Consider the following 24,219-nt stretch of genomic DNA (forward strand, 5'->3'; position numbering starts at 1 on the left):
GTGGGGGTGGGGAGTTGAGGGTGTGGGCGGTGTCGCCGGGGTCGAGCGGGGCGCTGGTGACGACGCGCCGCCGGGTCGTGGTGGCTGTGGGTGGACGTAGGCCAACGGCTGCACCGTCGAGTTGGGCCCGGTGGTGACCGGACTGTGCAGCGTAGCGGTGGTGAGCATGCCAGCGGGTGTGCCGCTGCCGGGTCGCTTCACGACCGGCGGGGGGAAACCGTCACCGGTGGGCCGAATGTAGCTGGTTGCTCCCGCACCGGGATAACCGCTGACCACACCACCGGTTCCTGGACCCGATCCGGCTGGCGGGGGTAGGGGGTCCGCGCGGCTCTGCATCGCCTCGCTGAGCTGCGCAGAACCTGGCCCCGGGATGGCTGGGCTGGGGGCGGCGACTCCTCCGGCGTGTGCGACCTGGGCGATCATCCCCATCGGAGGCTGCGGCGCCCGGGCTAGTGTCTGAGCCCCGGCGGGCGTGGCCGCCGCCGAGGCACCACTTGGGGACGCCGACGCTGAGACCGAGCCGGCCAACGGCGCCGGCGGCGCACCCCCCATCCCGGCACCGACGGTTGGCGGGGGGATGAGCGCGTGCGCGCCTTGCTCGCCGGCCTGCAGGGTTGCTTCGGCCGCGCTGATCGCCCCGGTTTCGGCCAACCCCGCCGCCGCCGCAGCCGGCGACCCTCCCGCCACCGCCGGTGGAAACGGCACCATGATCGCCGCCGCGGCCGCGCGCAACGCCGCACCGTAGGCCGCGCCCGCAGCCGCATTGCGCGGCCACATCTGCCCGTAATACTCCAGATTCAACGCCACGATATGCGGGGTCAACGCCCCCCACACCAGCGGGTTGATCTGCTGGGCGGTGGCCTCATCGCGTCGATTGGCCTCTGCCTCCTGCGCGGTGACCATCGAGGCCACCGCGCTCTGATGGGCACCGGCCGCCGCCGCGACATGGGATGCCTTCTCCAGTAGCGCTGCTGCCAGCAGCTCATGCTGGGTATCCAACGCGGCCTGGGCCACCGCCGAAGCCGAAGCCCCTACCCCGCGCCACGTGGTGCCATAGGTGGCCGCCCCAGTGGCTGTCGAGGCCGCCACCACGGCCTGTATGTGCGCCGCCTGCGCGCTCAATGTTTCGGCATAGGCCAACGTTGGGGCCGGACCAGACCCCGAGGCCAACGCCGTGTAGTTGGCCTCCGGCGAAAACGCCGACCAGGGATGCACCACCACAACCTGCTAACTGCTACCGGGTCAGGGCCGCCGCGCGCATCGCCTCACTAACCACCGCCATCGTCGCGCCGGCCATCGACTGGGCGTCAGAAAACACCCCGCGCTCCGCCGCATGCTCACCAGCGATGCTCGAATACGCTGCGTCCACCACCGCCGTGCACGCCGCCGAATCAGCATCCTCGCCCACCGGCACCACCGCCGATAACGTCGGTGCAGCCGCGGCCACCCCAGCACCTAGCCTCGCCGCCAACCCCGCCTGCGTCATCGCCGAAGCCCCCACCACAGCCGACTCCACCGCAAACACCATCACCTGAGACCTCACTCCCCGCGCGCAGACAAACGTCAGGCGATGATCCTAAACTTGGCGGCACTATTCGCGCCTGCCATCACCGGCACGCGCCCTATTCGCGCCTAAGCCGCGACTCGACGAACCGTTCCACTCGCTCCCATTCGCGTACCGCCTTGGCATAGGGGCCCGCGGGCATGCTGACCGAGTCGGGATCGAGCAAGTAGGCGACCAACTTGCCCAGCGGCTTGCCCGGGTCCAGCGCCTTATCCACGGTACTTTCTTCCGAATAGTCGCCGATGTCGCGCAGCAACTCGACCGCCAGATCTAGCTGGTCACGATCCACGGCGTCAGGCCCATCGGCGAAATCGTCGGCCAGCCCGGTCAGCACATAGACATTGTCATCGGTGACCTCCACCGCGAGTGAGCCGTCGGTGGCCGCGGTACGGATGTCGTCGTAGGTGCTCAGGTCCGCCAAGTCGTGGTCGTGCTCGTCGGCAAGATAGCGGGCCAGCGCCCGCTCGGAACTGAACACACTGATGCGACCGTTGCGGCCCAGGAAGATCGGGCGATCATCGAGATAGCAACGCAAGGTGTAGAAGTTACCGGCACTGGTCATGATCTGCACCGGGTCGATGCCGACCTTCAGCCAGAAGTCCTCGTCGCTACCCAGAACGACGGCGGCCGCGGCTTCATCTTCTTCGGCTTCTTCTTCGGCGTCTTCTTCGTGGAGATCGGCGTCGCTGTCGTCGGTATCGTCCGGGCCGGCCGACTCCGCCGCCGCGACCTCATCAACAGCCTCCTCCTCGTCGCCCTCGGTCTCCGGCTCTTCCGGTTCCTCGGGCTCCTCGGCCAATTCGTCGGCGGCCTTGGCCGCCAGGTCGGCGTCGACCTCGGGAACGCTGACGATGTCGTCGATGGCTTTGAGCACGTCGTCCCAGCTGCGCCCGATGATCTCGGCGATCGCGTTCCAGCGTTTTTGGCCCGCCTTACCGGTGAAGTAGTCGACGCCCCCCGACACGGTGCCCAGCGTGGGATTGCCGTTGAAGAACTTCGACACCGCCGGCAGTTCACACACCGATCCGATGGAGGACACGATCGCCAGCGTCGCCGCCAACGCTGCCACCGACTCCTCGGTCGGCTTTTCGGCCACCAGCTCCTCGACGACCACCAGATCGAACGTCTTGTCGGCGTCCGGATCGAAGTTGTGCGCGTGCGCCTCGGTCAGCTCCTGCCACGCGGGGTGGTCCACCAGGTCGTTGTCGGTGTCGCCGCGGACGAATGCCACCAGGTCTGCGACGCTCTCGAAGGCATACAGGTCCTCGTCCTTACCCAGAAACGCCTCCCATTCGTCGCCGGAGTCACGCCAGCGCGGTGCCCACAGCGTGTAGCGGTCACCGTCGGACAGGCCCAGGCGGATGGGCACGAGGTCAGCAGCCATGCGGCACAGAATAGCGACGGCCGGGCGATGGCCCCGGCCCGGTAGTGCTCAGCCGCTCCAAATATCGGTGATCGGGGGAGCGTTCATTGCATTGCCCGTCTTGGGTAGGCCGTACATCTGCTCCAGCGTGGAAAGCAGGTTGTAGTGGCTGATCTGCTCGTTGTAAGTGCCCGGCTGCACGTGCGCCCCGTAGAACACCGTCGGAATCTGGTTGCGGCTGCTGCCGTCGTCCTCGTCCCACGTGACGATGAGCAGGCTGTTATTGGCCTTGGCCCAGTTGGCGTACGGCGACAGTTCGCGGTTGAGCCAGGCATCGCCCGCCGCGACGGAGCCGTCGTGCATGTCGTTGTCGGCGTTGGGTATGACGAACGACACCGTCGGCAGACTCGGGTAGTTCTCCGGCTGCGGAAACGCGCTGAACGGCACCGACAGCGTTGGTGGGACGTTGCTGAAATTGACCCACGGCACGTGCTTGCGCGCGTACTTGCCGGCACCGCAGACGGTCGAGCCCACCGCGGGCAGATCCTCGGCGAAACCGACAAAAGTGTGCCCGGCGGCCAGCAGTTCGGAGGCCAGGTTGGGCGTCGAGCCGGCGTCGACCGGGCAGGTGTTCTTGGTCAGGCCGAAGGTGCTGCCGGCGAACATCGCCAGGTAGTTGGGTTCGCTGGGATGCGTCTCGGCGAACGATTGCGCCATCATCGCGCCGTTGGCGGCAAGCGCATTGATGAACGGCGCCGCCGGGTTGCCGATGATGTTGGCCTGCGAGCGGTTCTCCTCCACCACGATCACCACGTGCGAGAACATCGGCAGCGCCGCCGCCGTCGGCTCCACCCCGTCATGAGCCCAGACCTGGCCCCACACCGACACCGCCACCGCAGCGAAGACCGCCAGGGCTCGACCCACACCCGCCAGACACCCGCGCACGCCCGGAGTATAGGGGGCGGCGTCGACCCGCCGCAGCGCGAGATTCAGCGTGTCAGCCGGCGTGAGCCCGATCGTTATAGGGTCACACCCCGTGGATGTCCACGTCATCGACCACCCGCTGGTGGCCGCCCGGCTGACCGTGCTGCGCAACGAACGCACCCGCAACGCCGCCTTCCGGGCCGCGTTGCATGAGCTGACACTCGCGCTGGTGTACGAGGCGACCCGTGACGCGCCCACCGAGCCGGTCCCGATCCGCACGCCGCTCGCCGAGATGACGGGAGTGCGGCTGGCCAAACCGCCGCTGCTGGTACCGGTGCTACGCGCCGGATTGGGCATGGTCGGCGAGGCGCATGCGGCGCTACCGGAGGCGGACGTGGCCTTTGTCTGTGTCGGCCGGGACGAGAATACGCATCAGCCGGTGTCATATCTGGAATTGCTGCCCGACGACCTCAATGGTCTGCCGGTAATGGTCCTGGACCCGATGCTGGCCACCGGCGGATCGATGATGTACACGGTTGGGCTGCTGTTGTCCCGTGGGGCGAGCGACATCACCGTGCTGTGTGTGTGCGCGGCGCCGGAAGGCATTGCGGCACTGGAAAAGGTGGCGCCCACCGCGCGGTTGTTCACCGCCGTCATCGACGAGGGGCTGAACGAAGCGGCCTTTATCGTGCCGGGTCTCGGCGACGCGGGCGACCGCCAATTCGGCCCCCGCTGAATCACCAGCTGCCCACCGAAGTGACCAGCTCGGCGCGCAACTTCCTGGCCCGCCGCCTCGCGGCGGCCACGTCGACGGCCGCCGCGCAGCGAACCTCCAAGTAGCACTTCAGCTTTGGCTCGGTGCCCGAGGGTCGCAGCACCACCCGGACCGAGGTGTCGCCGTCGCCGCCGGTGAAGATCAACGCGTCGGTGATGTCGGTGACGGTCGCGGGAAAACCCGCCAGCCGGTCGGGTGGGGTGTGGCGCAGCCGCGTCATCACCGCGTCGGCCTCGCCGGCATCGGCGACCCGCCGCGGCACCGCCGCCACCTCGTGGACGCCGTAGCGGCGAGCAAGCTCGTCGAGTTTGTCCGGCACCGAACGGCCCTGCCGTTTCAGTGTTGCCGCCAAATCGCACATCAATACGGCGGCGCTGACGCCGTCCTTGTCGCGCACCGCGGCGGGGTCGACGCAATGCCCGATCGCCTCCTCGTACGCGTACACCAGCGTGCCGGGCCGGTCGGCGTCGGCGCGGGCCAGCCACTTGAACCCGGTGAGAGTTTCCACGTGGACGGCGCCGTGGTCGGCGGCGATCGCCGCCAGCATCCGCGACGACACCACCGTGCTGGCGACCGTCCGTGGCCCTGTTGGGGGGTGCGACAGGATGTAATCGCCTAGCAGCCAACCTGTTTCGTCTCCGGAGAGCATCCGCCAACCAGTTTCGGCGGGTATGCCGACCGCGCACCGGTCGGCGTCGGGATCCAGCGCGATCGCGACGTCGGCGTGGATATCGGCGGCCAGGGCCAGCAGCGCATCGGTGGCGCCCGGCTCCTCGGGGTTGGGGAAGGCGACGGTGGGGAAGTCGGGGTCGGGTGCGAATTGCGATGTGACGGTGTGCACGTCGGTGAAGCCCGCCCGGCGAAGGGTTTCGACGGCTACCGCGCCGCCGACGCCGTGCATCGCGGTCAGGGCTATTCGCAGCGAACCCGTCGAGCGGCGGACCGCGGCCGCACGCTCGATGTAGCGGTCCAGCAGATCGGTGTGGACGGGTTCGACGGGTTTTCTGGCAATCTGATCGGCCGGCGGTGCGGCGGCCATCGCGGCTTCGATACGGCGGTCGGTGGGCGAGACGATCTGGATACCGCCGTCGAGGTACACCTTGTACCCGTTGTCGGTCGCCGGGTTGTGCGACGCCGTGATCTGTATCCCGGCTGCGGCGCCGGTGCGGCGAACGGCGAACGCCACGACCGGTGTGGGCACCGGATCGGGCAGCAGCAGCACCGAAAAACCTTCGGCAGCAAGAACTTCCGCGGTGGCGGTGGCGAAGGCCGCCGAGCCGTGCCGGGCGTCGCGCCCGACGATGACGGTCTGGGAGCGCGCGCCGGGTTGCTCGGCGAGCACCCGAGCCAGCGCCCAGGTGGCGTGCAGCACCACCGCGAGGTTCATCGCGTCCGGCCCGCCGCGCACCGGTCCGCGCAGCCCCGCGGTGCCGAAGGTCAGTGGGCGGGCAAACCGCGCGGCGAGTTCGCCGGGGCTGCAGGCGGCGAGCTCGGCGGCGGTCTCGGGATCGGGATCGTGGGCGATCCATTCCTGGGGCGTCACGGGCGTCACGGTTCAGACGCGCGCTATGCGTTCGATCGTTGAGGCCAGCAGCGCGCCCATCCGGGCCGCCGACGCCGCACCGGCGGCCAGCACCTCGGCATGGCTGAGCGGCTGACCGGTGATGCCGGCCGCCAGGTTGGTCACCAGCGAGATGCCCAACACCTCGGCACCCGCGGCGCGGGCGGCAATCGTCTCGTGCACCGTCGACATGCCCACCAGGTCGGCGCCCAGCGTTTGCAGCATCCGGATCTCGGCGGGCGTCTCGTAGTGCGGCCCGGGCAGGCCGGCGTACACGCCTTCGGTAAGCCGCGGATCGGATTGACGGGCGAGCTGGCGCAGCCGCGGCGAATACGCGTCGGTCAGGTCGACGAACTGCGCCCCCACCAGCGGGGACCGCGCCGTCAGGTTCAGGTGGTCGCTGATCAGCACCGGCTGACCGACCTGCATATTCGGCCGCAGCCCGCCGGCGGCATTGGTGAGCACGACGGTGTGTGCTCCCGTCGCGCACGCCGCGCGCACCGGATGGACGACGTGGCGCAGGTCGTGGCCCTCGTAGGCGTGGATGCGGCCGGCGAGCACCAGCACCCGGTGATCGCCGATCGGCACGGACAGCAGCTCGCCGGCATGTCCGGCGGCCCGGGGCGGTGCGAACCCCGGCACGTCGGCCTGGGGCAGTACGGCCGTTGGCCGGCCCAGCGCGGCGATGGCCGCAGCCCATCCCGACCCGAGAACGACGGCGACGTCATGACGGCCGATCCCGGTGCGCCCGGCGATAACTTGCGCTGCGTGCCGGGCGAGTTCTACGGGCTCCGGCAGCGGGTCAGTCACACTGCGCGAGCCTACTCAGCGCCAGCAGACACAGAGTCGCACGCCGCTCGGCGGCGCGATGCGACTCTGTGTCTGCTGGCCAGTGGACCGGTCCGCTTCGATGAGATACTGCGAGGATGCCCGCACTCACCGCTGCCGACCGCGTTGAGGAATTGGTGCGATGCCGCGGTAGTGACTTGGTCGAACTCTCCCACGCCATCCACGCCGAGCCGGAGTTGGCGTTCGCCGAACATCGCAGCTGCGCCAAGGTGCAGACGCTGGTCGCCGAACGCGGTTTCGCGATCACCGCGGCCGCCGGCGGCTTGGACACGGCCTTTCGGGCGGACTTCGGCCACGGCCCGCTGGTGACCGGGATCTGCGCCGAATACGATGCGCTTCCCGAGATCGGGCATGCCTGCGGCCACAACATCATCGCGGCGTCGGCGGTGGGCGCCGCGCTGGCGCTGGCCGAGGTCGCCGACGACCTCGGCCTGACCGTTGCCCTACTGGGCACTCCCGCCGAGGAGTCCGGGGGAGGTAAGGCGCTGATGCTGCAGGCCGGGACATTCGACGACGTGTCGCTGGCGGTGATGGTGCACCCGGGGCCGACGGACATCGCCGGGGCCCGGTCGCTGGCGCTGTCCGAGGTGACCGTGCGTTACCGCGGCAAGGAATCACATGCCGCCGTCGCCCCGCATCTGGGCGTCAATGCCGCCGACGCCGTGACCGTCGCGCAGGTGGCCATCGGGCTGCTGCGGCAGCAACTGGCGCCGGGGCAGATGGTGCATGGCATCGTCATCGACGGCGGGCAGGCGGTCAACGTGATTCCCGGGCACGCGATGCTGCAGTACGCGATGCGTGCCCACGACTCGGAATCGCTGAGCGACCTGGAGGGCCGGGCGTATGCCTGCTTCGCCGCGGGAGCGCTGGCCGCCGGCTGCGAATACGAAATCGACGCCGCCGCAACCCCATACGCTGAATTGAATCCCGATCCATGGCTCGTCGACGCGTGCCGAGAAGAAATGCGCCGGCTGGGCCGCGACCCGGTGCCCGCCGCCGCCGAGACTGGGCTGCCGATGGGCAGCACCGATATGGGAAATGTGACGCAGGTGCTACCGGGGATCCATCCGGTGATCGGTGTCGAGGCCGGCGGGGCCACGGTTCACCAGCGCGCCTTCGCCGCTGCCGCGGCCGGACCGAGTGCCGACCGAGCTGTCATCGACGGTGCAATCATGTTGGCGCGCACGGTTGTTCGCCTCGCCGAGACCCCCGAAGAGCGGGACCGGGTGCTGGCTGCGCGACAACGCCGGGCGGCGGCCCGATGAGCCTGGTCGACACTGCCGAGTCGTGGCTGGCCGCGCACTACGACGACCTGGTCGCCTGGCGTCGGCACATCCACCGCTACCCCGAGTTGGGCCGCCAGGAGTACGCCACCACTCAGTTCGTGGCCGAGCGGTTGGCCGACGTGGGCCTGAACCCCAAAGTGCTGCCCGGCGGCACCGGACTGACGTGCGACTTCGGCCCGGAACATCAGCCGCGGATAGCGCTGCGCGCCGATATGGATGCGCTGCCGATGGCCGAGCGCACCGGCGCGCCGTATGCCTCGACCATGCCCAATGTCGCGCACGCCTGCGGGCACGACGCGCACACCGCGATTCTGCTGGGTACCGCGCTGGCGTTGGCGTCGGTGCCCGAGTTGCCGGTGGGGGTGCGGCTGATCTTCCAGGCCGCCGAAGAGCTGATGCCCGGCGGCGCCATCGACGCGATCGCGGCCGGTGCGCTCACCGGAGTGTCGCGCATCTTCGCCTTGCACTGCGACCCCCGCCTCGAGGTGGGCAGGGTCGCGGTCCGGCACGGCCCCATCACCTCGGCAGCCGATTCGATAGAGATCACGCTGTATTCGCCGGGCGGCCACACGTCGCGTCCGCACCTGACCGCCGATCTGGTCTACGGCCTGGGCACGCTGATCACCGGCCTGCCCGGAGTGCTGTCACGCCGCATCGACCCGCGCAACTGCACCGTGCTGGTCTGGGGCGCGGTCAACGCGGGCGTGGCCGCCAACGCCATTCCGCAAACCGGCATCCTGTCCGGGACTGTCCGCACCGCCAGCCGGCAGACCTGGGTGGATCTGGAGGACATCATCCGCCACGCGGTCGACGCGCTACTGACGCCCCTGGCCATCGAGCACACGTTGCAGTACCACCGCGGGGTGCCGCCGGTGGTCAACGAGGACGTCTCGACCCGCATCCTGACCCACGCCATCGAAGCCGTCGGCCCCGACGTGCTGGCCGATACCCGGCAGTCCGGCGGCGGTGAGGACTTCTCCTGGTATCTCGAGGAGGTTCCCGGAGCCATGGCGCGGCTGGGGGTGTGGTCGGGCGACGGCCCGCAATTGGACCTGCATCAGCCGACGTTCGACCTCGACGAACGAGCCCTGGCCATCGGGCTGCGGGTGATGGTCAACATCATCGAGCAGGCGGCGGCGTTCTGATCCGGCGTTACCAGATCCCCCGGTGCAGTGGACTTTTCACCGCGCGCCCCGGGCGCGTTGTGCTTCAGCCTGCGGCCCCCGGGTAACGGTGGTTTGCGGGGTCGCCGGTGCGCAATTAATCCGCGCAGTCCGTGCGTCAGCGACAAGCCAAGGCGCGCAATGGAATTGTCGCTGACGGCGGTCGTGGGGCCGTGCTCCGGTGTGGGGAGATGGCAATCGCGTGCCGGTGCGGTTGGGTGTGTGCTGGCGCCGCCGGGTGTGCGCTGGCGGCGCTGAGTGTGCGTGCATGGCGCCGAGTGCGCGCTGGCGGTGGCCGATCGTGGGCTTTCCCGCCCTACAAGCGCGGTCAAAGCCGTCACTGCACACTCGACATCACAGCCATACGGTAACCACGTGCGACATCCCCGAACGCCTGCCACCACAAGCGGTTTGAGCCATGGAGACTGATGTGGCTGATGGGAGCGGAGATCAGCGCCGTCCCAACCCGGCAGCGTGTCAACGGGTGGGTTCACTCGCGCCGGGGAGTTCCTTCGGGGCTGTGGGTAGCCGGTCGAAGCGGCGCAGCCGCAAGGAGTTGGTCACCACGCTGACCGAGGAGAGCCCCATCGCCGCGCCCGCCACGACGGGGTTGAGCATGCCCAGCGCGGCAAGCGGTATCGCGGCGGTGTTGTAGCCGAACGCGAAACCGAGGTTCTGGTAGATCGTCCGCAAGGTGCGGCGGGACAGCTGGATCGCCAGCACGACGCCGTCGAGCCGGCCGGACATCAAGGTGATGTCGGAGGCCTCGATGGCCACGTCGGTCCCGGTGCCGATCGCGATGCCCAGATCGGCCTGCGCCAGCGCGGGAGCGTCGTTGACGCCGTCGCCGACCATGGCGACCACCCGGCCCTCGTCTTGGAGCCGGCGCACCTCGGTGACCTTGTCCTGCGGCAACACCTCGGCCAACACCCGGTCGATGCCCACCTGTGCGGCGATCGCCGCGGCGGTGCGGGTGTTGTCGCCGGTGATCATCGCGACCTGCAGTCCCATCGCATGCAGCTGGCGGACCACCTCGGCGGCGTCGTCCTTGACGGTGTCGGCCACGGCCAGTACTCCGATAACCCGCTCGGCCTGTCCGACGAACACCGCGGTGCGGCCCTGCTCTTCGAGTTCGGTGGCCGCGGCGGCGAGGCGTTCGGGCAGCAGCAAATCGTGCTCGACGATGAGCTTGCGTCGACCGACCAGCACCGCCCGGCCGTCGATCTCGGCCCGTACGCCGTGTCCGGCCAGGTTTGCGAACGCCGTTGCCGCCGGAATCGGCAGCGCCTGCTCACGCGCGCCGGCGACGATCGCGGCGCCGATCGGGTGTTCGGAACCGGACTCGACGGCTGCGGCCAGCTGCAGCACCAGGTCTTGCTGGTGTGCCTCGTCGGCTACCACGTCGGTGAGCCGCATCTGGGCGCGGGTGAGGGTGCCGGTCTTGTCGAAGACGACGGTGTCGATCTTCTGCGAGGCTTCCAGCACCTCGCCGCCCTTCACCAGGATCCCCAGATCCGCGCCGCGGCCGGTGCCGACCATGATGGCCGTCGGGGTGGCCAGACCCAGCGCGCACGGGCAGGCGATGATCAGCACCGCGATCGCGGCGGTCATGCCGGCGACCGGGTTGGCGGCCAGCAGCGTCCAGCCGGCAAAGGTCAGAGCGGCGACACCCACCACGGCCGGTACGAACACCCCGGAGACGCGGTCGGCCAGCCGTTGCACCGGGGCCTTGCCGCCCTGCGCCTGCTCGACCAGACGCACAATCTGCGCCAGCGCGGTGTCTGCCCCGACGGCGACGGCGCGCACGGTCAGCAACCCGTCGACGTTGACCGTGGCCCCGGCAACACGGTCACCCACGGTTTTCTCGACCGGGACCGATTCGCCGGTGAGCATCGACTCGTCGACGGCGGCGCGTCCGTCGATGACTTCGCCGTCGACCGGGATCTTCTCCCCGGGCCGTACCCGCACCAGGTCGCCGACCTGCACCCGGTCGACCGGGACCAGCTGCTCCTCGCCGTCGATGAGCAGCCGGGCCTCCTTGGCGCCCATGGCAAGTAGCTTGCTGATCGCCTCCGACGCCTTGCCCCGGGCCCTGGCCTCCAGATAGCGGCCGAGCACCACGAACGCGATGATCAACGCCGAGGTGTCGAAAAACAGTGGGCCACCTGCGAATAGCTCGTAGGTGGAGTAGCCGAAGGCAGTCAGCGTGCCCAGCGCGATCAGCGTGTCCATGTTGGCGCTCAACGCCCGGGCCTGCACGACGGCCTCCTTGAGAATCGACCAGCCGGCAATGAATTGCACCGGCACCGTGACGGCCAACGCCAACCACCCTGCCCACGGGGCGGCAATCATCGTCAACCCGGCCGACAGCAACCCGAACGGCCAGGCCAGCCAGACCCGGCGCAACCAGGTCCGCCGCTCGGCTGCGGGATCCGCGCCGGGCGAGGCATGGCACGAGGAGACCTGAACCTCGCCGCATCCGCCCTGATCCGCGGGGACGTCGCGCGAACGGCCCAGCAGCCGGCCGATGATCGTGCGTATCACGCCACCGTTGCGCTCGGCAGCCGAATGCGGGGCGCGCGAGGGCACCAACTCGGCCGGAAGGTGTTGGGCATCAACGATTGCCGCGAGCACCGCCGCGGTATCACAGTGCCCGGGCGAAAACCAGATCACCACCGAGGCGGTTCGCGGATATGCCTGAACGGCCCGGACACCGGCCACCGTCGCGACGGTCTCTTCGGTCGCGACGGCACGAATCTCGTCGAAACCGGACCCGCCGACGTGAACCCGCATCCGTCCTGCGGCATTGGATACGACGGTCAGCTCGACGTCCGCGTCGGGGCGCAGCTCAGCGATCGTGGTCATCGCACCCGCCCGCTACCTGTGACTGTGAAACATCTTCTCCGATACGCTCTTTCGCCTCGGCGATCACATCGGCCAGCGTCAGCCGAGCCTGCTCGGAGCTCTGCTGGGCTTTGCGTTCCGCGGTGCGCAGCCCACGCAGTCCCCACGCCGTGGTGGCGACCGTCGCCTCCCGCAACGGCACCTTCACCGCCGTCTTGCGCAGCACCTCATACGCCGCCGCTCCCACCACGCCGGTCACCAATGTGGGTACCGACTTCGCCAAGAGCCCATGCCATGAAACCATGTGAACGAACCTTTCCTATCGTGCGTGCCAGCTTGCAAAACTACAATACCCCGGTAGGGTACTAGCATGGTCGAAGTCGGCTTCTTTCACGGCAAGTCCACAGAATGCAACCGCGGCGATTTCACTTGTGGTCCCGGCGAATCCGGTCACCCGAGTCAGCCGCCGGCCACGCCGCGCCAGGCACAGCCGACCTCGCGATGTCTGCCGCCGTGCTGAACGACGCGGCACTGCGCTGGGCGGTCGCGATGATCTTCGGCGTCAGCATCGCGGCGGACGCCTACGTCTTCGGCGCCCGGGATCTGCGCTCGACCGTCGCAGTCGACCACCTGCTGCACCTGTCGATGTCGGCGGCCATGATCGCCATGGCCTGGCGGATCGGACCAGCCTCCCACGGCCTAGTGCCGATTGTCTTCTTTCTCCTGGCGGCCGGCTGGTTCGTACTCGTGGCGGGCCGGCGACGCTGCACCCTCGGCGACCGAATGGCCAACTGCTACAACGCCACCATGATGATCGCCATGGCGTGGATGTACATGCTGATGAACGGCGGCCCGGCGGCCCACGGCGATCATTCGCCCGACCCCATGCTGGCGGGCTCGGCGCCGACGCACATCGCCGGCGGGTCGATGCCCGCAGCCCAGATGCCGCAGACCGGATCGTGGATCGCCACGGCGAACTGGATCGTGACCCTGGGGTTCGCGGTCGCGGCCATGCTCTGGCTATGGCGTTACGTCGGCGCGCGGCGAGCCGGCCGGTCGGCTGGTGCCGGCCGGCTTGCCGAGTTGGGGCTACTGTCGCAGGCCTTCGCCGCCGTCGGCACGGCGCTGATGTTCGGCGTCATGGGGTAATACCCGCCGGCTCGCCCGGGACAGCCCACCCCGGCGCGGGTCAGGTCGTCGTCCCGGGACCGATGTTGCGGGCCGGGCGGGTGCGCAGGTCGTGCACATAATCGGCCGGAGCGCCGGCGATTTCGGCGGCGTCGGCCATCACCCCCAGATACCGTGCCGACGGCAGCCCACCCTCCCAGGCGTCCAGCACGTACAGCCACGCCAGGACCGGGTCGGTGGTGGTGTCCGACGACAACCGCTCCACGCGGCACCGGATCTTCTTGTGGACGCCGAACTCGGAGCCCTCCCAGCGATCCAGGTTGTTCTCGTCGGCCGGCGTCATGTCGTAGAGCACGACGAACACCCTGGAATCCGGGTCCTCGACGACGGTGGCCAATGCCCCGTCCCAGCCGAGGTCCTCACCGCCGAAGGTCAGCCGCCAGCCGTTGAGCCAGCCGGTTCCGGCCATCGGTGAGTGGGGTGCTCGCTTGAGCATCTGCTCGGGATCCATGTTCGACCCATAGGCGGCGTAGAGCGGCACGGGAGAAAGCTTAAACGTCGGCCGTATCGATGGCGGCTACCCGAGGGTCTGCGGCGAGTGTGATGCAGCCCTCACTCGGTGCTGGGGCGTGCCGCGCCGCCGCTGCCGTTGAGCCGCGCTGCGGCCTGCTCGTGCAGCACCGGGCGACCGGGCTAGGTTAAGCCTGTGGTGACCCGCATCGTGATCATCGGCGGCGGCCCGGCCGGCTACGAGGCCGCCATCGTCGCAGCCACCGCACACCCCGAATCGGTCCAAGTCACGGTCATCGATTCCGACGGGATCGGCGGGGCCGCCGTGCTGGACGACTGTGTGCCGTCCAAGACATTCATCGCCTCCACCGGCCTGCGCACCGAGCTGCGCCGGGCGCAGCGCCTGGGCTTCGACATCGACATCGACGACGCGAAGATCTCGTTGCCGCAGATCCATGCCCGGGTCAAGGCACTGGCTGCCGAGCAGTCGGCCGACATCACCGCCCAGCTGCTCGGCATGGGAGTCCACGTGATCGCCGGCCGGGCCGAGCTGATCGACCCCACCCCGGGCCTGGCCCGCCACCGGGTCAGGGCGACCCATTCCCATTCGGGGCCGGACGGCCCCGTCAGCAGTGAGCACGACGCCGACGTTGTGCTGATCGCCACCGGGGCCAGCCCGCGGGAACTGCCGTCGGCGCGGCCCGACGGTGAACGCATCCTGACCTGGCGCCAGCTCTACGACCTGGAGGCGCTGCCGCAGCACCTGATCGTGGTGGGTTCGGGAGTCACCGGCGCCGAGTTCGTCCACGCCTACACCGAATTCGGTGTACAGGTCACCGTGGTGGCCAGCCGCGACCGGGTGCTGCCGTACGAGGACGCCGACGCGGCGCTGGTCCTGGAGGAGTCGTTCGCCGAACGCGGTGTCCGGCTGGTCAAGAACGCCCGGGCCGAATCGGTGACCCGTACCGACACCGGCGTGTTGGTCACCATGACCGACGGCCGCACCGTCGAGGGCAGCCACGCCCTGATGACCATCGGGTCGGTGCCCAACACCGGCGGCCTGGGCCTGGAGCGGGTCGGAATCGAGCTCGGGCCCGGCAACTACCTGACCGTGGACCGGGTGTCGCGGACGTCGGTGCCCGGCATCTATGCCGCCGGCGACTGCACCGGCCTGCTCCCGTTGGCGTCGGTCGCGGCCATGCAGGGTCGGATCGCGATGTATCACGCGCTGGGCGAGGGCGTCAGCCCGATCCGGTTGCGCACGGTCGCGGCGACGGTGTTCACCAGGCCCGAGATCGCCGCTGTCGGGGTGCCGCAGTCGGCGATCGACGACGGGTCGGTGACCGCGCGGACCATCATGCTGCCGCTGCGGACCAACGCCCGGGCGAAGATGTCGGGTTTGCGTCAAGGGTTTGTGAAGATCTTCTGCCGGCGCTCCACCGGCGTGGTGATCGGCGGCGTGGTGGTGGCGCCGATCGCCTCGGAGCTGATCCTGCCGATCGCGGTGGCCGTGCAGAACCGGATCACGGTCAACGAGCTGGCGCAGACGCTGGCCGTGTACCCGTCGTTGTCGGGCTCGATCACCGAGGCCGCCCGCCGCCTGATGGCGCACGACGATCTCGACTGAAGGCCAGCCCCGCGACGCCCCAGGAACTAGCCTTGTGGAGCGACGCTACCGACCAGTAATCGACAGGAGTCCCTTTCCGTGAGCAACCCAATCAGCGCACCGCAGAGCGAGCAGCCCGCCGGGACGCTGGGACCGCAGCAGCGCGCGTCGGCCTGGGAGCGGCTCGGTGCCGAGCAATTCGACGTGGTGGTCATCGGCGGCGGCGTGGTGGGCTCCGGTTGCGCGCTGGATGCAGCCACCCGCGGTCTCAAGGTGGCCTTGGTCGAGGCCCGTGACTTGGCCTCCGGCACGTCGAGCCGCTCGTCGAAGATGTTCCACGGCGGCCTGCGGTACCTCGAGCAACTGGAATTCGGCCTGGTGCGCGAGGCGCTCTTCGAGCGTGAGCTGTCACTGACGCGATTGGCGCCGCACCTGGTCAAGCCGTTGCCGTTCCTGTTTCCGCTGACCAAGCGGTGGTGGGAACGCCCCTACATTGCCGCGGGCATCTTCCTCTACGACCGGCTGGGCGGCGCAAAATCGGTTCCGGCGCAAAAACATCTGACCCGGGCCGGCGCGCTGCGATTGAGTCCGGGGTTGAAGCGAACCTCCCTGATCGGCGGTATCCGCTACTACGACACCGTCGTCGACGACGCCCGCCACACCATGACGGTCGCACGCACCGCGGCCCAGTACGGCGCAGTGGTGCGCTGCTCCACTCAGGTGGTGGCGCTGCTGCGCGAGGGTGACCGGGTGATCGGCGTGCGGGTTCGCGACTCCGAGGACGGCTCGATCAAGGAGGTCCGCGGCCACGTCGTGGTCAACGCCACCGGGGTCTGGACCGACGAGATCCAGGCGTTGTCCAAGCAGCGCGGACGTTTTCAGGTGCGCGCGTCCAAGGGTGTGCACGTGGTGGTGCCGCGGGACCGGATTGTCAGCGACGTGGCGATGATCCTGCGCACCGAGAAGTCGGTCATGTTCATCATCCCGTGGGGCAGTCACTGGATCATCGGGACCACCGATACCGACTGGAACCTCGACCTGGCCCATCCGGCGGCCACCAAGGTCGACATCGACTACATCCTGGGCACCGTCAACACCGTGCTAGCAACCCCGTTGACGCACGCCGACATCGACGGCGTGTACGCCGGGCTGCGTCCGCTGCTTGCCGGGGAAAGCGAGGAAACCTCGAAGCTGTCCCGCGAGCACGCCGTGGCTGTGCCGGCGGCGGGACTGGTGGCTATCGCCGGCGGCAAATACACCACCTACCGGGTGATGGCGGCCGACGCGATCGACACCGCCGTGCAGTTCATTCCGGCCCGGGTCGCGCCGTCGATCACCCAGAAGGTGAGCCTGCTCGGAGCCGACGGCTACTTCGCGCTGGTCAACCAGGTCGAACACGTCGGCGCGATGCACGGTCTGCACCCGTACCGGGTGCGTCATCTGCTGGACCGCTACGGTTCGCTGATCAACGAGGTGCTGGCGTTGGCGGCCGACGATCCCGGTCTGCTCAGCCCGATCAAGGAGGCGCCCGGCTACCTGCGGGTCGAAGCCCTCTACGCCGTCACCGCCGAGGCGGCCCTGCATCTCGAGGACGTGCTGGCCCGGCGGATGCGGATCTCCATCGAATATCCGCACCGGGGTGTGGACTGCGCCCGGGAGGTGGCCGACATCATCGCGCCGGTGCTGGGCTGGTCCGCCGCGGACATCGAGCGGGAGGTCGCCAACTACAAGGCGCGAGTGGAAGCCGAGGTGCTCTCGCAGGCGCAGCCCGACGACGTGTCGGCGGACATGCTGCGGGCCAGCGCGCCCGAAGCACGGGCCGAGATCCTCGAGCCGGTGCCGCTCAATTGAGCGCGAAGCGGGCATCCCTGGCCGCCGTAATCGGTGGCGGCCTGGCCGGCGTCGTGGGCTGGGACCTGGTGCAGCGCCGGCACACGATCCTGCGCAACTACCCGATCATCGGCCACCTACGGTTCCTTCTCGAGGCGGTTGGGCCCGAGCTGCGCCAGTACATTGTCACCGACAACAACGCCGAGCGGCCCTTCAGCCGCGACCAGCGGCGTTGGGTTTACACGTCGTCGAAATTGACCAACCGGTACTTCGGATTCGGCAGCGACAACGATCTGGAACGCGCCTACAACTACCCGATCATCAAGCACGCGGCGTTCCCGGTTGCGGCTCCGGACGGCGACCCGGGCCACCCCGACCCGGCGGTGCCGCTGCCGGCGGCCAAGGTGCTTGGCGGTGCGCGGGGCCGGACCAAAGCATTCCGCCCGTCGTCGTTGGTCAACGTCTCCGGGATGAGCTTCGGGTCGCTGGGCGGCGCGGCCATCACCGCGCTGAACGAGGGCGTGGCCATAGCCGGGGCACTGCAGACCACCGGGGAGGGCGGGATATCGCCGTACCACCTCAACGGCGGCGACCTGATCTGGCAGATCGGCACCGGGTACTTCGGCTGCCGCAACCAGGACGGCACCTTCAGCCTGCCCCGGCTGATCGACCGGGTAGCCGCCACCCCGTCGATCCGCGCCATCGAGATCAAGCTCAGTCAGGGTGCCAAGCCGGGGCTGGGCGGCATGCTCCCCGGCGCCAAGGTGACGCCGGAAATCGCGGCCATCCGTGGCGTTCCGGCCGGTGTGGACTGCCGCAGTCCCGCCGGGCATTCCGCATTCGACGACGTCGACGGGCTGCTCGAGCTGGTCGAGGGCATCGCTGCGCAGACCGGTCTTCCGGTGGGCATCAAGTCGGCGGTCGGCGACGGGGCGTTCTGGCCGCAACTGGCTGCGCGCATGGCCCGCACCGGTCGCGGTGTCGACTTCGTGACCGTCGACGGCGGCGAGGGCGGCACCGGCGCGGCTCCGCTGGTGTTCAGCGACCACGTGGCGTTGCCTTTCAAGTGGGCATTTCCCCGGGTCTACCGAGCCTTTGCCGAAGCGGGCCTGCACCACGAGGTGGTGTTCATCGGCTCGGGCAAGCTCGGCATCCCAGAGAATGCCCTGTTGGCCCTGGCCATGGGTTGCGACATGATCAACGTCGGGCGGACCGCGATGTTCGCCATCGGCTGCATCCAGGCCCAGCGCTGCCACACCGGCCGCTGCCCGTCCGGAGTCGCCACCCAGTCGGCATGGCTGCAGCATGGCCTCGATCCGGCGTTGAAGTCGGTGCGCTGCGCCAACTATCTGGCCACGCTGCGCTTCGAGCTGCTGTGCCTGGCCCGCGCCTGCGGCCATGTCCACCCGGCGCTGGTACCCCTGGACGCCATCGAGCTGCTCGACGTCGACCTGCAGACCGTGCAGGTCGACGAGTTGTTCGACTATAAGCCCGACTGGGGCCTGCCCGGGCCGGCCGACGTCGAAGCGATCACGGAGCTCATGGCCGGCTGACGGCGGCTGCTGTCGGCGATCTCGGCGCCGTGCCCCGAAGGGACAGACTCAGCCCACCGGCGGGGTGCTTGCTATGCGGGATTCGATCATGCGGTTACGAACGATGTGTTCGACGAGAATCGGGACGAAGGTCTGTACGGGTGCGTCGGCGAACTGTTGAGCGGCCTCCTCACACCAGCGCCTGATCTGCGCGACTCGCTGGTCGTCGTCGCGGCCCTCGTGCCGGGCCAACTTGTCTGCCACGTCGGCCACGGACCGCGCCACCAGGGAACGGCTGGCCGACGCCATGTCGCGGTCGGCGTATGCCCGCGCGTCGTCAAGGGCTTTTTGGCCGCAGTCTTCGTCGACGTCGGGCGGGATGACGTGCAGTGTGATGTGGTGGCCGTCTTCACCGATCAGGATCACACTGGTCGGCTCATCACTGGTGAATCCCAGCAGTTCGACAGTGCGGCCGCCGATTTCAGCCAGGGACGGCGTCGGGTCCCAGCCGTTGCGGCGGTAGCCGACTATCGCGATCGGCCCCAGCCGGTCCGATACCGACGCTGCCAAGCTGGGTAGCTCGTCGACCAAGCTGTTCGACCGCGGCCACCAGGCCCCGTCGATATGCTCCGAGACCGGACGAAAGGGCTTGAGCTGTAACCGAGTTTCACGCTCCACTCGACCAAAGTAGAGGGATCGTGAGCCACCTGCGACTCGAAAACCCAACGTCCAGGTGGCGGCCGCACAAACATCTGGTTACCTGCGTGCGAGAGAGTCGGCGTCGTCGACTGATGCCGCAGTGTCGGCGGTGCTGCCGATGACCCGCCGGGCGTGCTCGGACGCGCGAACGAGCAGGTGGGGAGCCAGCGCCGAGACCAGGGCCGCCACCGCCGCCGCGGCCACCGCCTGACCCCAGCCCAGCGGGCCGACCGGGGTGCAGCCGAACACGTGGCTGAGCCCGGGCGTGCTCCCCACCACCGCCAGCACGCCGAAGGACCCGACGGCCGTCAGCACCACCAGCGCGCTGTGCGAGTCGGCCAGTGTCTGGGCCAGTTGGGTGCCGACCAACCCGATCAGCGCCACCGTCGCCGCGCGGCGCCGGGTGCCGGTCGCGCTGGCCAGCAGCCACGCCAGCATGGCGCCGATTGTCGTGGACGCACCACGAATGCCAATCGCGCGCCACATCGCCGCCTCGCCGCGGTCGACTTCGGCGGTGCCCGCCTGGGTGCTGACGGCCAGGGCGGCGGCCGGCAACGCGTCGGTCAGCATATTGACCAGCAGCATCTGGCGGGCGTTGAGCACCGAACGCCCGGTCAGGAGGGTGGTGATCAGCGCAAAGCACACCTCGCCGAGGTTGCCGCCCAGCAGCACCGACACCGCCGAATGCACGCGGCGCCACAGCTGCTCGCCTTCATCCAGGGCGTCCAACAGTGCTTCGATCTTCCCGTCGAGCAGCACCACGTCGGCCGCCGTTCGGGCCGCGTCGCTGCCGCGCGCGGCCACTCCGACGCCCACGCTGGCCGCCCGGATCGCGGCCGCGTCGTTGACACCGTCGCCGACCATCGCCGTGACCAGCCCGGCCCGCTCCAGGGCTTGGACCACCTCGATCTTGTGCTCCGGGGTCATGCGCGCGAAGACCGGTTGCGACGCGACCGCCTCGGCGCGCTGGTCGGCCGACAGCGCTTCCCAGTCGCTGCCGGTAACCACCTGCTCGACGGTGACGTCAATGCCCAGCTCCTGGGCGATCACGGCCGCGGTCGTGGGATGGTCACCGGTGATCAGCCGGACCCCGATGTCGCGGTCGGCGAGTGCTGTCAGCACGGATCGGGCCATCGGCCGCGGGGTGTCGGCCAACCCCAGCAGGCCGATCGGGGCTAGCTCGGACAGGCACAGGTTTTCCAGCAGATCGGGATCGGCCGCTGCGGCCGCGGCCTGCTCGCGGCTGAGGCGGCGTTCGGCCACCGCCAGCACGCGCAACCCCTTGGCCGCCAACTCGTCGATCTGCTTGCGCAACGGGGCAATCCGGGTTCTGGGCCCGGCGAGCGCCGACGAGAGGACCTCGGGTGAGCCTTTGAGGGTCAGCCGGGTACCGACCAGAGCGGCCGCGAACGGGCGACCCGATTGGAAGGGCAAGAAGGCGTCCCGGTTCGGCCGCGGTTGTGGCCGCGAACCCCGAAGCGCGGGGTCGGCGGCGGCCTGGTTTATCGCATCGTCGGTGGCATGCTCAACGCGGTGGGCGTGCCTCGAATAGGTGGTGCTCAGCGCCGCGTCCAGCACCTGCGCGGGGGTGAAACCCGTCATCGGGCGCACGACCTTGACCTTGAGCCGGTTCTCACTCAGCGTGCCGGTCTTGTCGAAGCACACCACGTTCAGCCGGGCCAGCGCCTCGATGCAGTGGGCATTACGGATCAGCACCGACTCTCCGGTGAGCCGGCGCGCGGCGGCCAGCTGAGCCAGCGTCACCACGAGTGTCAGCCCCTCCGGAATGGCGGCGACGATCAGCGTGACAGCGCTTCCCACCGCCGCGCGCAGCGGTGTGCCCCGCGCCACACTGAGCAACCCGACCAGAGCGCCGCCGGCCACGCTGAACGGCAACGCCCGCCGGGTGATCCGCCGCAGCTGTCGTTGCAGGCCGATCTCCTGCGACTTCCTCGGCGCCATCGCCAGTGCCCGGCGGACCTCCGAGCGCGAACCGACCGCGGTCACCACGGCCACGGCCGTGCCGGCAACCACCGTGGTGCCGGCATAGAGCATGCAGGTCCGTTCGGCCAGCGGGGCGCCGGGCGTGGGTTCGGTCTGCTTGGCCACCGGCAGCGACTCGCCGGTCAGCATGGATTCGTCGACCTCGACGTCGGACGCGTGCAGCAGCCGGGCGTCGGCGGGGATCACCTCGTCGGCATGGACTTCGATGATGTCGCCCGGGCGCAGCCGCTTGGCGGGCACCTTTTCGTGGCGCTGCTCATCGAGCGGACCGGTAAGCCGGCGCGCGGACGGATCCTGCACGGCCAGTAAGCGATTCAGGATGCGTTGGGCGTGCAACTGCTGTTCGGCCGACAACCCGGCGTTGACCAGCAGCACGCCAGCCACCAGCACCGCATCCAGCGGCGAGCCCAGCAGCGCGCTGGCCAGCGCGCCGGTGGCCAGCAGCGGCGTGATCGGGTCGGACAGGTCGGAGCGCATCTCGTCCGCGAAATCGCGCACGAGTCCCCATGACTTCGCACCCGCGGCTTGCAGCAGACGAACCGGCGGCAGGTTGTGCCAACGACTGGACGCCGGCGCCCGGTGTTCGTCGGGAGGCCGGGGCAGCAGCTGCCGCACTTGTGCTACAGGCAGGCTGTGCCAGTCGTGGACGGTTTCGGGTTCCGGCAGTGGGTCGCGGAAAACCTTTGCGGCCGAGCGGAATCCGAACCACAGGCTGGCGGCCATGCCGACGTTGACCGAGACCGAACTGCGCCCCGGCACACCGGGAATCAACATCAGGGCGCCGATCGCCGACGCCGAGGCCGACAACCGGACCGCGTTGTCGGTGGCGGCGCGCGCGGCGGGCATCGCATGCAGCACCCGCCAGGCGCCGGCCAGCTCCGAAACGACAACGTCGGCACCCCACGGCGGAGGATGCCGGTGCCGCTGCAACCCGATCGTGACATCGGCCCGATGCGCGGCCCGCAGCTGCGAGGTGGTCAGCAACGCCACGGTGGCGCCGCTGGCCTTCAGTTCCGCGACAGCCGCCGCCACCGCGTCGTCGATCGACCCGTCCAGGGGATACAGTTGGTCGAATCCTTGTGCCAGCGAACGCAATCCGTCGTCATCGAGGGAGAAGACCCGCGGGTGTGACCGGCGCGCCTCGGTGAGCACCGCCGCGGCGAATGGATCGCGCACCGGGCTGATCAGCGCCTGGCCGGCGCCGCCGCCGGCCCCGGGGATATCCGCCAGGTCGTGCCATCCGGGGGTCAGCCCGGCCTCGTCCAGCGCGGCCCGCACCGCTTCCCAGGCCCGGGTGCGTTGCGAATCCGGCACGCCCAGAACGCGACTGACCATCAAATCGTCGGTGTAGAACGCCCGCGGGTCGATCATGATCGCATCGACCCGGTCGAGTGTCCTCAAGGCACCGGGACGCAGCACCAGCGCGTCGTGCCGGGCGGCCAGCCCGCTGCTCATCGTGCAGCCGAATGCCTCCCGCACGGTGCGCAACGGCTTCGGGACGGCGGTCAGCGCCGCGGCGCCGGCCATGTCGAGGTTGCGCGACAGCACGCCCACCACCGCGGCGGCGCCGATACCGGCCGCACCGGCGCGGTTGGCGTAGCGTTCCGCCGGCCCGTCGGGTGGGGTCGGGATGCTCCTGGGTGCCGACGCGGCGTCGTCGGGCACCGACCGGCCGCCCAGGCCGGGTTCATGGCGACGCCAGGTGAGCCGACCGGTCCAGGCCTCGGCCACCAGCATTGCGCGGGTCGCGGCCTCGGCTGCCGCCGCCGTCGGCGACAGCGTCAGCGCGGCCGCGGTGGCGTTGACGACACCGAACAAGACGTCGGTGCCTTCGGGTCCGAGGCGCCGTTCCAGCTCTTTCCGCAGTTGCGGCAGGTGGTCAGCCAGCGTCGGCGGCACGGCCACCAAATCGGGCAGCCTGGGCAGCCGCAGCAGGCTGCCGGTCAGCGAAAGGCCGAGGCCCGCGGTGGCCGCAGCGGCCGCGACCATCCGTCCCATCAGCAGCGCGTCGTCGCCGGGCAGGCTCACCGGACGCTGGCGCGTGTCGCTGGTCCCGTGGCGCCGCTCGGCGTCGGCGACGATCCGGCAGAGTTCGGCCGCCGAGGGCCCGTCGGCGGTTACGGTGACAACCAACCGCGCCAGGGTTGGGTTCAGGAAAGCCTCATGCACGCCGGGCCTTTTGCGGACGGCCGCCAGTACGTCGACGGCGATCGCCGAGGCGTGCTCACCGCCGAGGCCGCGCACCTCGATCCAGCACCGCGATCCGGTGGTGCAGCTGCGCCGTGCCGGCGGGCCGCCCGTCGCCTCGATCGCAACCCCCGCCGCCGTGCGGCTAAAGTTTGAAATATCTTGCGCTGCAAGGGATAACGACCTGCCCACGGTCGCTGCCGTGTTGCCGCCCAGCAGGACGGTGTTTAGCGCGGCGCCCGCAACGGCGGCGCCGGCGGTGACGGTCATGCGGGTGCCCGCCACGGCAGCCCGCAGCGGCGCTGCCACCAGGCCGAAACCGGGCAGACGACCGGGGCCGATCAATCTGTTCACACCCACCTCGCACCGATTCTCGAATACGCCGGCCGGAAAC

At 69.6% G+C, this 24,219-nt stretch carries 18 protein-coding genes; 7 read left to right on the plus strand and 11 right to left on the minus strand.

Annotated elements, in window-relative coordinates; translation table 11 throughout:
* The 4 genes from B4U45_RS20525 to B4U45_RS20540 all read right to left on the minus strand — a co-directional run.
* A partial coding sequence (locus B4U45_RS20525) for a PPE domain-containing protein (RefSeq protein ID WP_219859497.1) occupies positions 1 to 1,218 on the minus strand: 1,218 nt, incomplete at its 3' end.
* Between the two features lie 16 nt (positions 1,219 to 1,234).
* Positions 1,235 to 1,528 carry a hypothetical protein gene (locus tag B4U45_RS20530; RefSeq protein WP_131808313.1) on the minus strand — a complete coding sequence of 98 codons (294 nt, stop codon included), beginning with the start codon at positions 1,526 to 1,528 and terminating at the stop codon, positions 1,235 to 1,237.
* Positions 1,529 to 1,622: 94 nt separating this feature from the next.
* Complete coding sequence (gene satS, locus B4U45_RS20535) at positions 1,623 to 2,948, minus strand: protein export chaperone SatS (protein WP_075547716.1); 1,326 nt, start codon at positions 2,946 to 2,948, stop codon at positions 1,623 to 1,625.
* A gap of 48 nt (positions 2,949 to 2,996) precedes the next feature.
* Positions 2,997 to 3,872, minus strand: coding sequence for an alkaline phosphatase family protein (locus B4U45_RS20540; RefSeq protein ID WP_240316585.1), 876 nt, complete (start codon positions 3,870 to 3,872; stop codon positions 2,997 to 2,999).
* Between the two features lie 91 nt (positions 3,873 to 3,963).
* Between B4U45_RS20540 and upp the strand changes: the two genes are divergently transcribed.
* Positions 3,964 to 4,587, plus strand: a complete 624-nt coding sequence (upp, locus tag B4U45_RS20545) for a uracil phosphoribosyltransferase (protein WP_075547717.1) — start codon at positions 3,964 to 3,966, stop codon at positions 4,585 to 4,587.
* 1 nt (position 4,588) lies between these two features.
* On the opposite strand, the gene B4U45_RS20550 is transcribed toward upp, so the two are convergent.
* Positions 4,589 to 6,169: a phospho-sugar mutase gene (locus B4U45_RS20550; protein ID WP_083155289.1), complete on the minus strand. Its 1,581-nt coding sequence runs from the start codon at positions 6,167 to 6,169 to the stop codon at positions 4,589 to 4,591.
* 12 nt (positions 6,170 to 6,181) lie between these two features.
* Positions 6,182 to 6,997 carry a purine-nucleoside phosphorylase gene (locus B4U45_RS20555; protein ID WP_075547719.1) on the minus strand — a complete coding sequence of 272 codons (816 nt, stop codon included), beginning with the start codon at positions 6,995 to 6,997 and terminating at the stop codon, positions 6,182 to 6,184.
* Positions 6,998 to 7,113: 116 nt separating this feature from the next.
* Between B4U45_RS20555 and B4U45_RS20560 the strand changes: the two genes are divergently transcribed.
* Complete coding sequence (locus B4U45_RS20560; RefSeq protein ID WP_075547720.1) at positions 7,114 to 8,301, plus strand: amidohydrolase; 1,188 nt, start codon at positions 7,114 to 7,116, stop codon at positions 8,299 to 8,301.
* Positions 8,298 to 9,467 (plus strand): M20 family metallopeptidase, encoded by a 1,170-nt coding sequence (locus B4U45_RS20565; protein WP_075547721.1) that lies wholly within the window; start codon positions 8,298 to 8,300, stop codon positions 9,465 to 9,467. The genes B4U45_RS20560 and B4U45_RS20565 overlap by 4 nt, the downstream gene beginning before the upstream one ends.
* A 495-nt stretch (positions 9,468 to 9,962) precedes the next feature.
* On the opposite strand, the gene B4U45_RS20570 is transcribed toward B4U45_RS20565, so the two are convergent.
* Together B4U45_RS20570 and B4U45_RS20575 are read right to left on the minus strand one after the other, a co-directional pair.
* Positions 9,963 to 12,278: a copper-translocating P-type ATPase gene (locus tag B4U45_RS20570; RefSeq protein ID WP_089025239.1), complete on the minus strand. Its 2,316-nt coding sequence runs from the start codon at positions 12,276 to 12,278 to the stop codon at positions 9,963 to 9,965.
* A 55-nt stretch (positions 12,279 to 12,333) separates the two neighbouring features.
* Positions 12,334 to 12,633 (minus strand): DUF1490 family protein, encoded by a 300-nt coding sequence (locus B4U45_RS20575; RefSeq protein WP_075547723.1) that lies wholly within the window; start codon positions 12,631 to 12,633, stop codon positions 12,334 to 12,336.
* Between the two features lie 197 nt (positions 12,634 to 12,830).
* On the opposite strand from B4U45_RS20575, the gene B4U45_RS20580 reads away from it, so the two are divergent.
* Positions 12,831 to 13,478: a DUF5134 domain-containing protein gene (locus tag B4U45_RS20580; protein WP_158006354.1), complete on the plus strand. Its 648-nt coding sequence runs from the start codon at positions 12,831 to 12,833 to the stop codon at positions 13,476 to 13,478.
* A gap of 40 nt (positions 13,479 to 13,518) precedes the next feature.
* Here B4U45_RS20580 and B4U45_RS20585 read toward each other — a convergent pair whose 3' ends face one another.
* Positions 13,519 to 13,998, minus strand: coding sequence for a gamma-glutamylcyclotransferase family protein (locus B4U45_RS20585; RefSeq protein WP_083155292.1), 480 nt, complete (start codon positions 13,996 to 13,998; stop codon positions 13,519 to 13,521).
* A gap of 165 nt (positions 13,999 to 14,163) precedes the next feature.
* Between B4U45_RS20585 and B4U45_RS20590 the strand changes: the two genes are divergently transcribed.
* The 3 genes from B4U45_RS20590 to B4U45_RS20600 all read left to right on the plus strand — a co-directional run bounded on the left by B4U45_RS20590 (position 14,164) and on the right by B4U45_RS20600 (position 18,956).
* The gene (locus tag B4U45_RS20590; RefSeq protein ID WP_075547725.1) at positions 14,164 to 15,594 is read left to right on the plus strand and encodes an NAD(P)H-quinone dehydrogenase; all 1,431 of its coding nucleotides are present in this window, start codon (positions 14,164 to 14,166) and stop codon (positions 15,592 to 15,594) included.
* Between the two features lie 78 nt (positions 15,595 to 15,672).
* Positions 15,673 to 17,424, plus strand: coding sequence for a glycerol-3-phosphate dehydrogenase/oxidase (locus B4U45_RS20595; RefSeq protein ID WP_075547726.1), 1,752 nt, complete (start codon positions 15,673 to 15,675; stop codon positions 17,422 to 17,424).
* On the plus strand, positions 17,421 to 18,956 hold the full coding sequence (locus tag B4U45_RS20600) for an FMN-binding glutamate synthase family protein (RefSeq protein WP_075547727.1): 1,536 nt from the start codon (positions 17,421 to 17,423) through the stop codon (positions 18,954 to 18,956). The genes B4U45_RS20595 and B4U45_RS20600 overlap by 4 nt, the downstream gene beginning before the upstream one ends.
* Before the next feature lie 48 nt (positions 18,957 to 19,004).
* Here the strand turns inward: B4U45_RS20600 and B4U45_RS20605 are convergent, their stop codons facing one another.
* Positions 19,005 to 19,613 (minus strand): DUF5994 family protein, encoded by a 609-nt coding sequence (locus B4U45_RS20605; protein ID WP_219859498.1) that lies wholly within the window; start codon positions 19,611 to 19,613, stop codon positions 19,005 to 19,007.
* Between the two features lie 78 nt (positions 19,614 to 19,691).
* On the minus strand, positions 19,692 to 24,095 hold the full coding sequence (locus B4U45_RS20610) for a cation-translocating P-type ATPase (protein WP_219859577.1): 4,404 nt from the start codon (positions 24,093 to 24,095) through the stop codon (positions 19,692 to 19,694).
* Between the last annotated feature and the right edge of the window lie 124 nt (positions 24,096 to 24,219).

The sequence above is a fragment of the Mycobacterium persicum genome, from assembly GCF_002086915.1.
GTDB classification, from domain to species: domain Bacteria; phylum Actinomycetota; class Actinomycetes; order Mycobacteriales; family Mycobacteriaceae; genus Mycobacterium; species Mycobacterium persicum.

Coding starts and splice junctions, on each gene's coding strand:
- B4U45_RS20530 (WP_131808313.1), bottom strand. CDS start 1,528: ATGGTGTTTGCGGTGGAGTCGGCTGTGGTGGGGGCTTCGGCGATGACG.
- satS (WP_075547716.1), bottom strand. CDS start 2,948: ATGGCTGCTGACCTCGTGCCCATCCGCCTGGGCCTGTCCGACGGTGAC.
- B4U45_RS20560 (WP_075547720.1), top strand. CDS start 7,114: ATGCCCGCACTCACCGCTGCCGACCGCGTTGAGGAATTGGTGCGATGC.
- B4U45_RS20565 (WP_075547721.1), top strand. CDS start 8,298: ATGAGCCTGGTCGACACTGCCGAGTCGTGGCTGGCCGCGCACTACGAC.
- B4U45_RS20570 (WP_089025239.1), bottom strand. CDS start 12,278: ATGCGGGTTCACGTCGGCGGGTCCGGTTTCGACGAGATTCGTGCCGTC.
- B4U45_RS20575 (WP_075547723.1), bottom strand. CDS start 12,633: ATGGTTTCATGGCATGGGCTCTTGGCGAAGTCGGTACCCACATTGGTG.
- B4U45_RS20580 (WP_158006354.1), top strand. CDS start 12,831: ATGTCTGCCGCCGTGCTGAACGACGCGGCACTGCGCTGGGCGGTCGCG.
- B4U45_RS20610 (WP_219859577.1), bottom strand. CDS start 24,095: ATGACCGTCACCGCCGGCGCCGCCGTTGCGGGCGCCGCGCTAAACACC.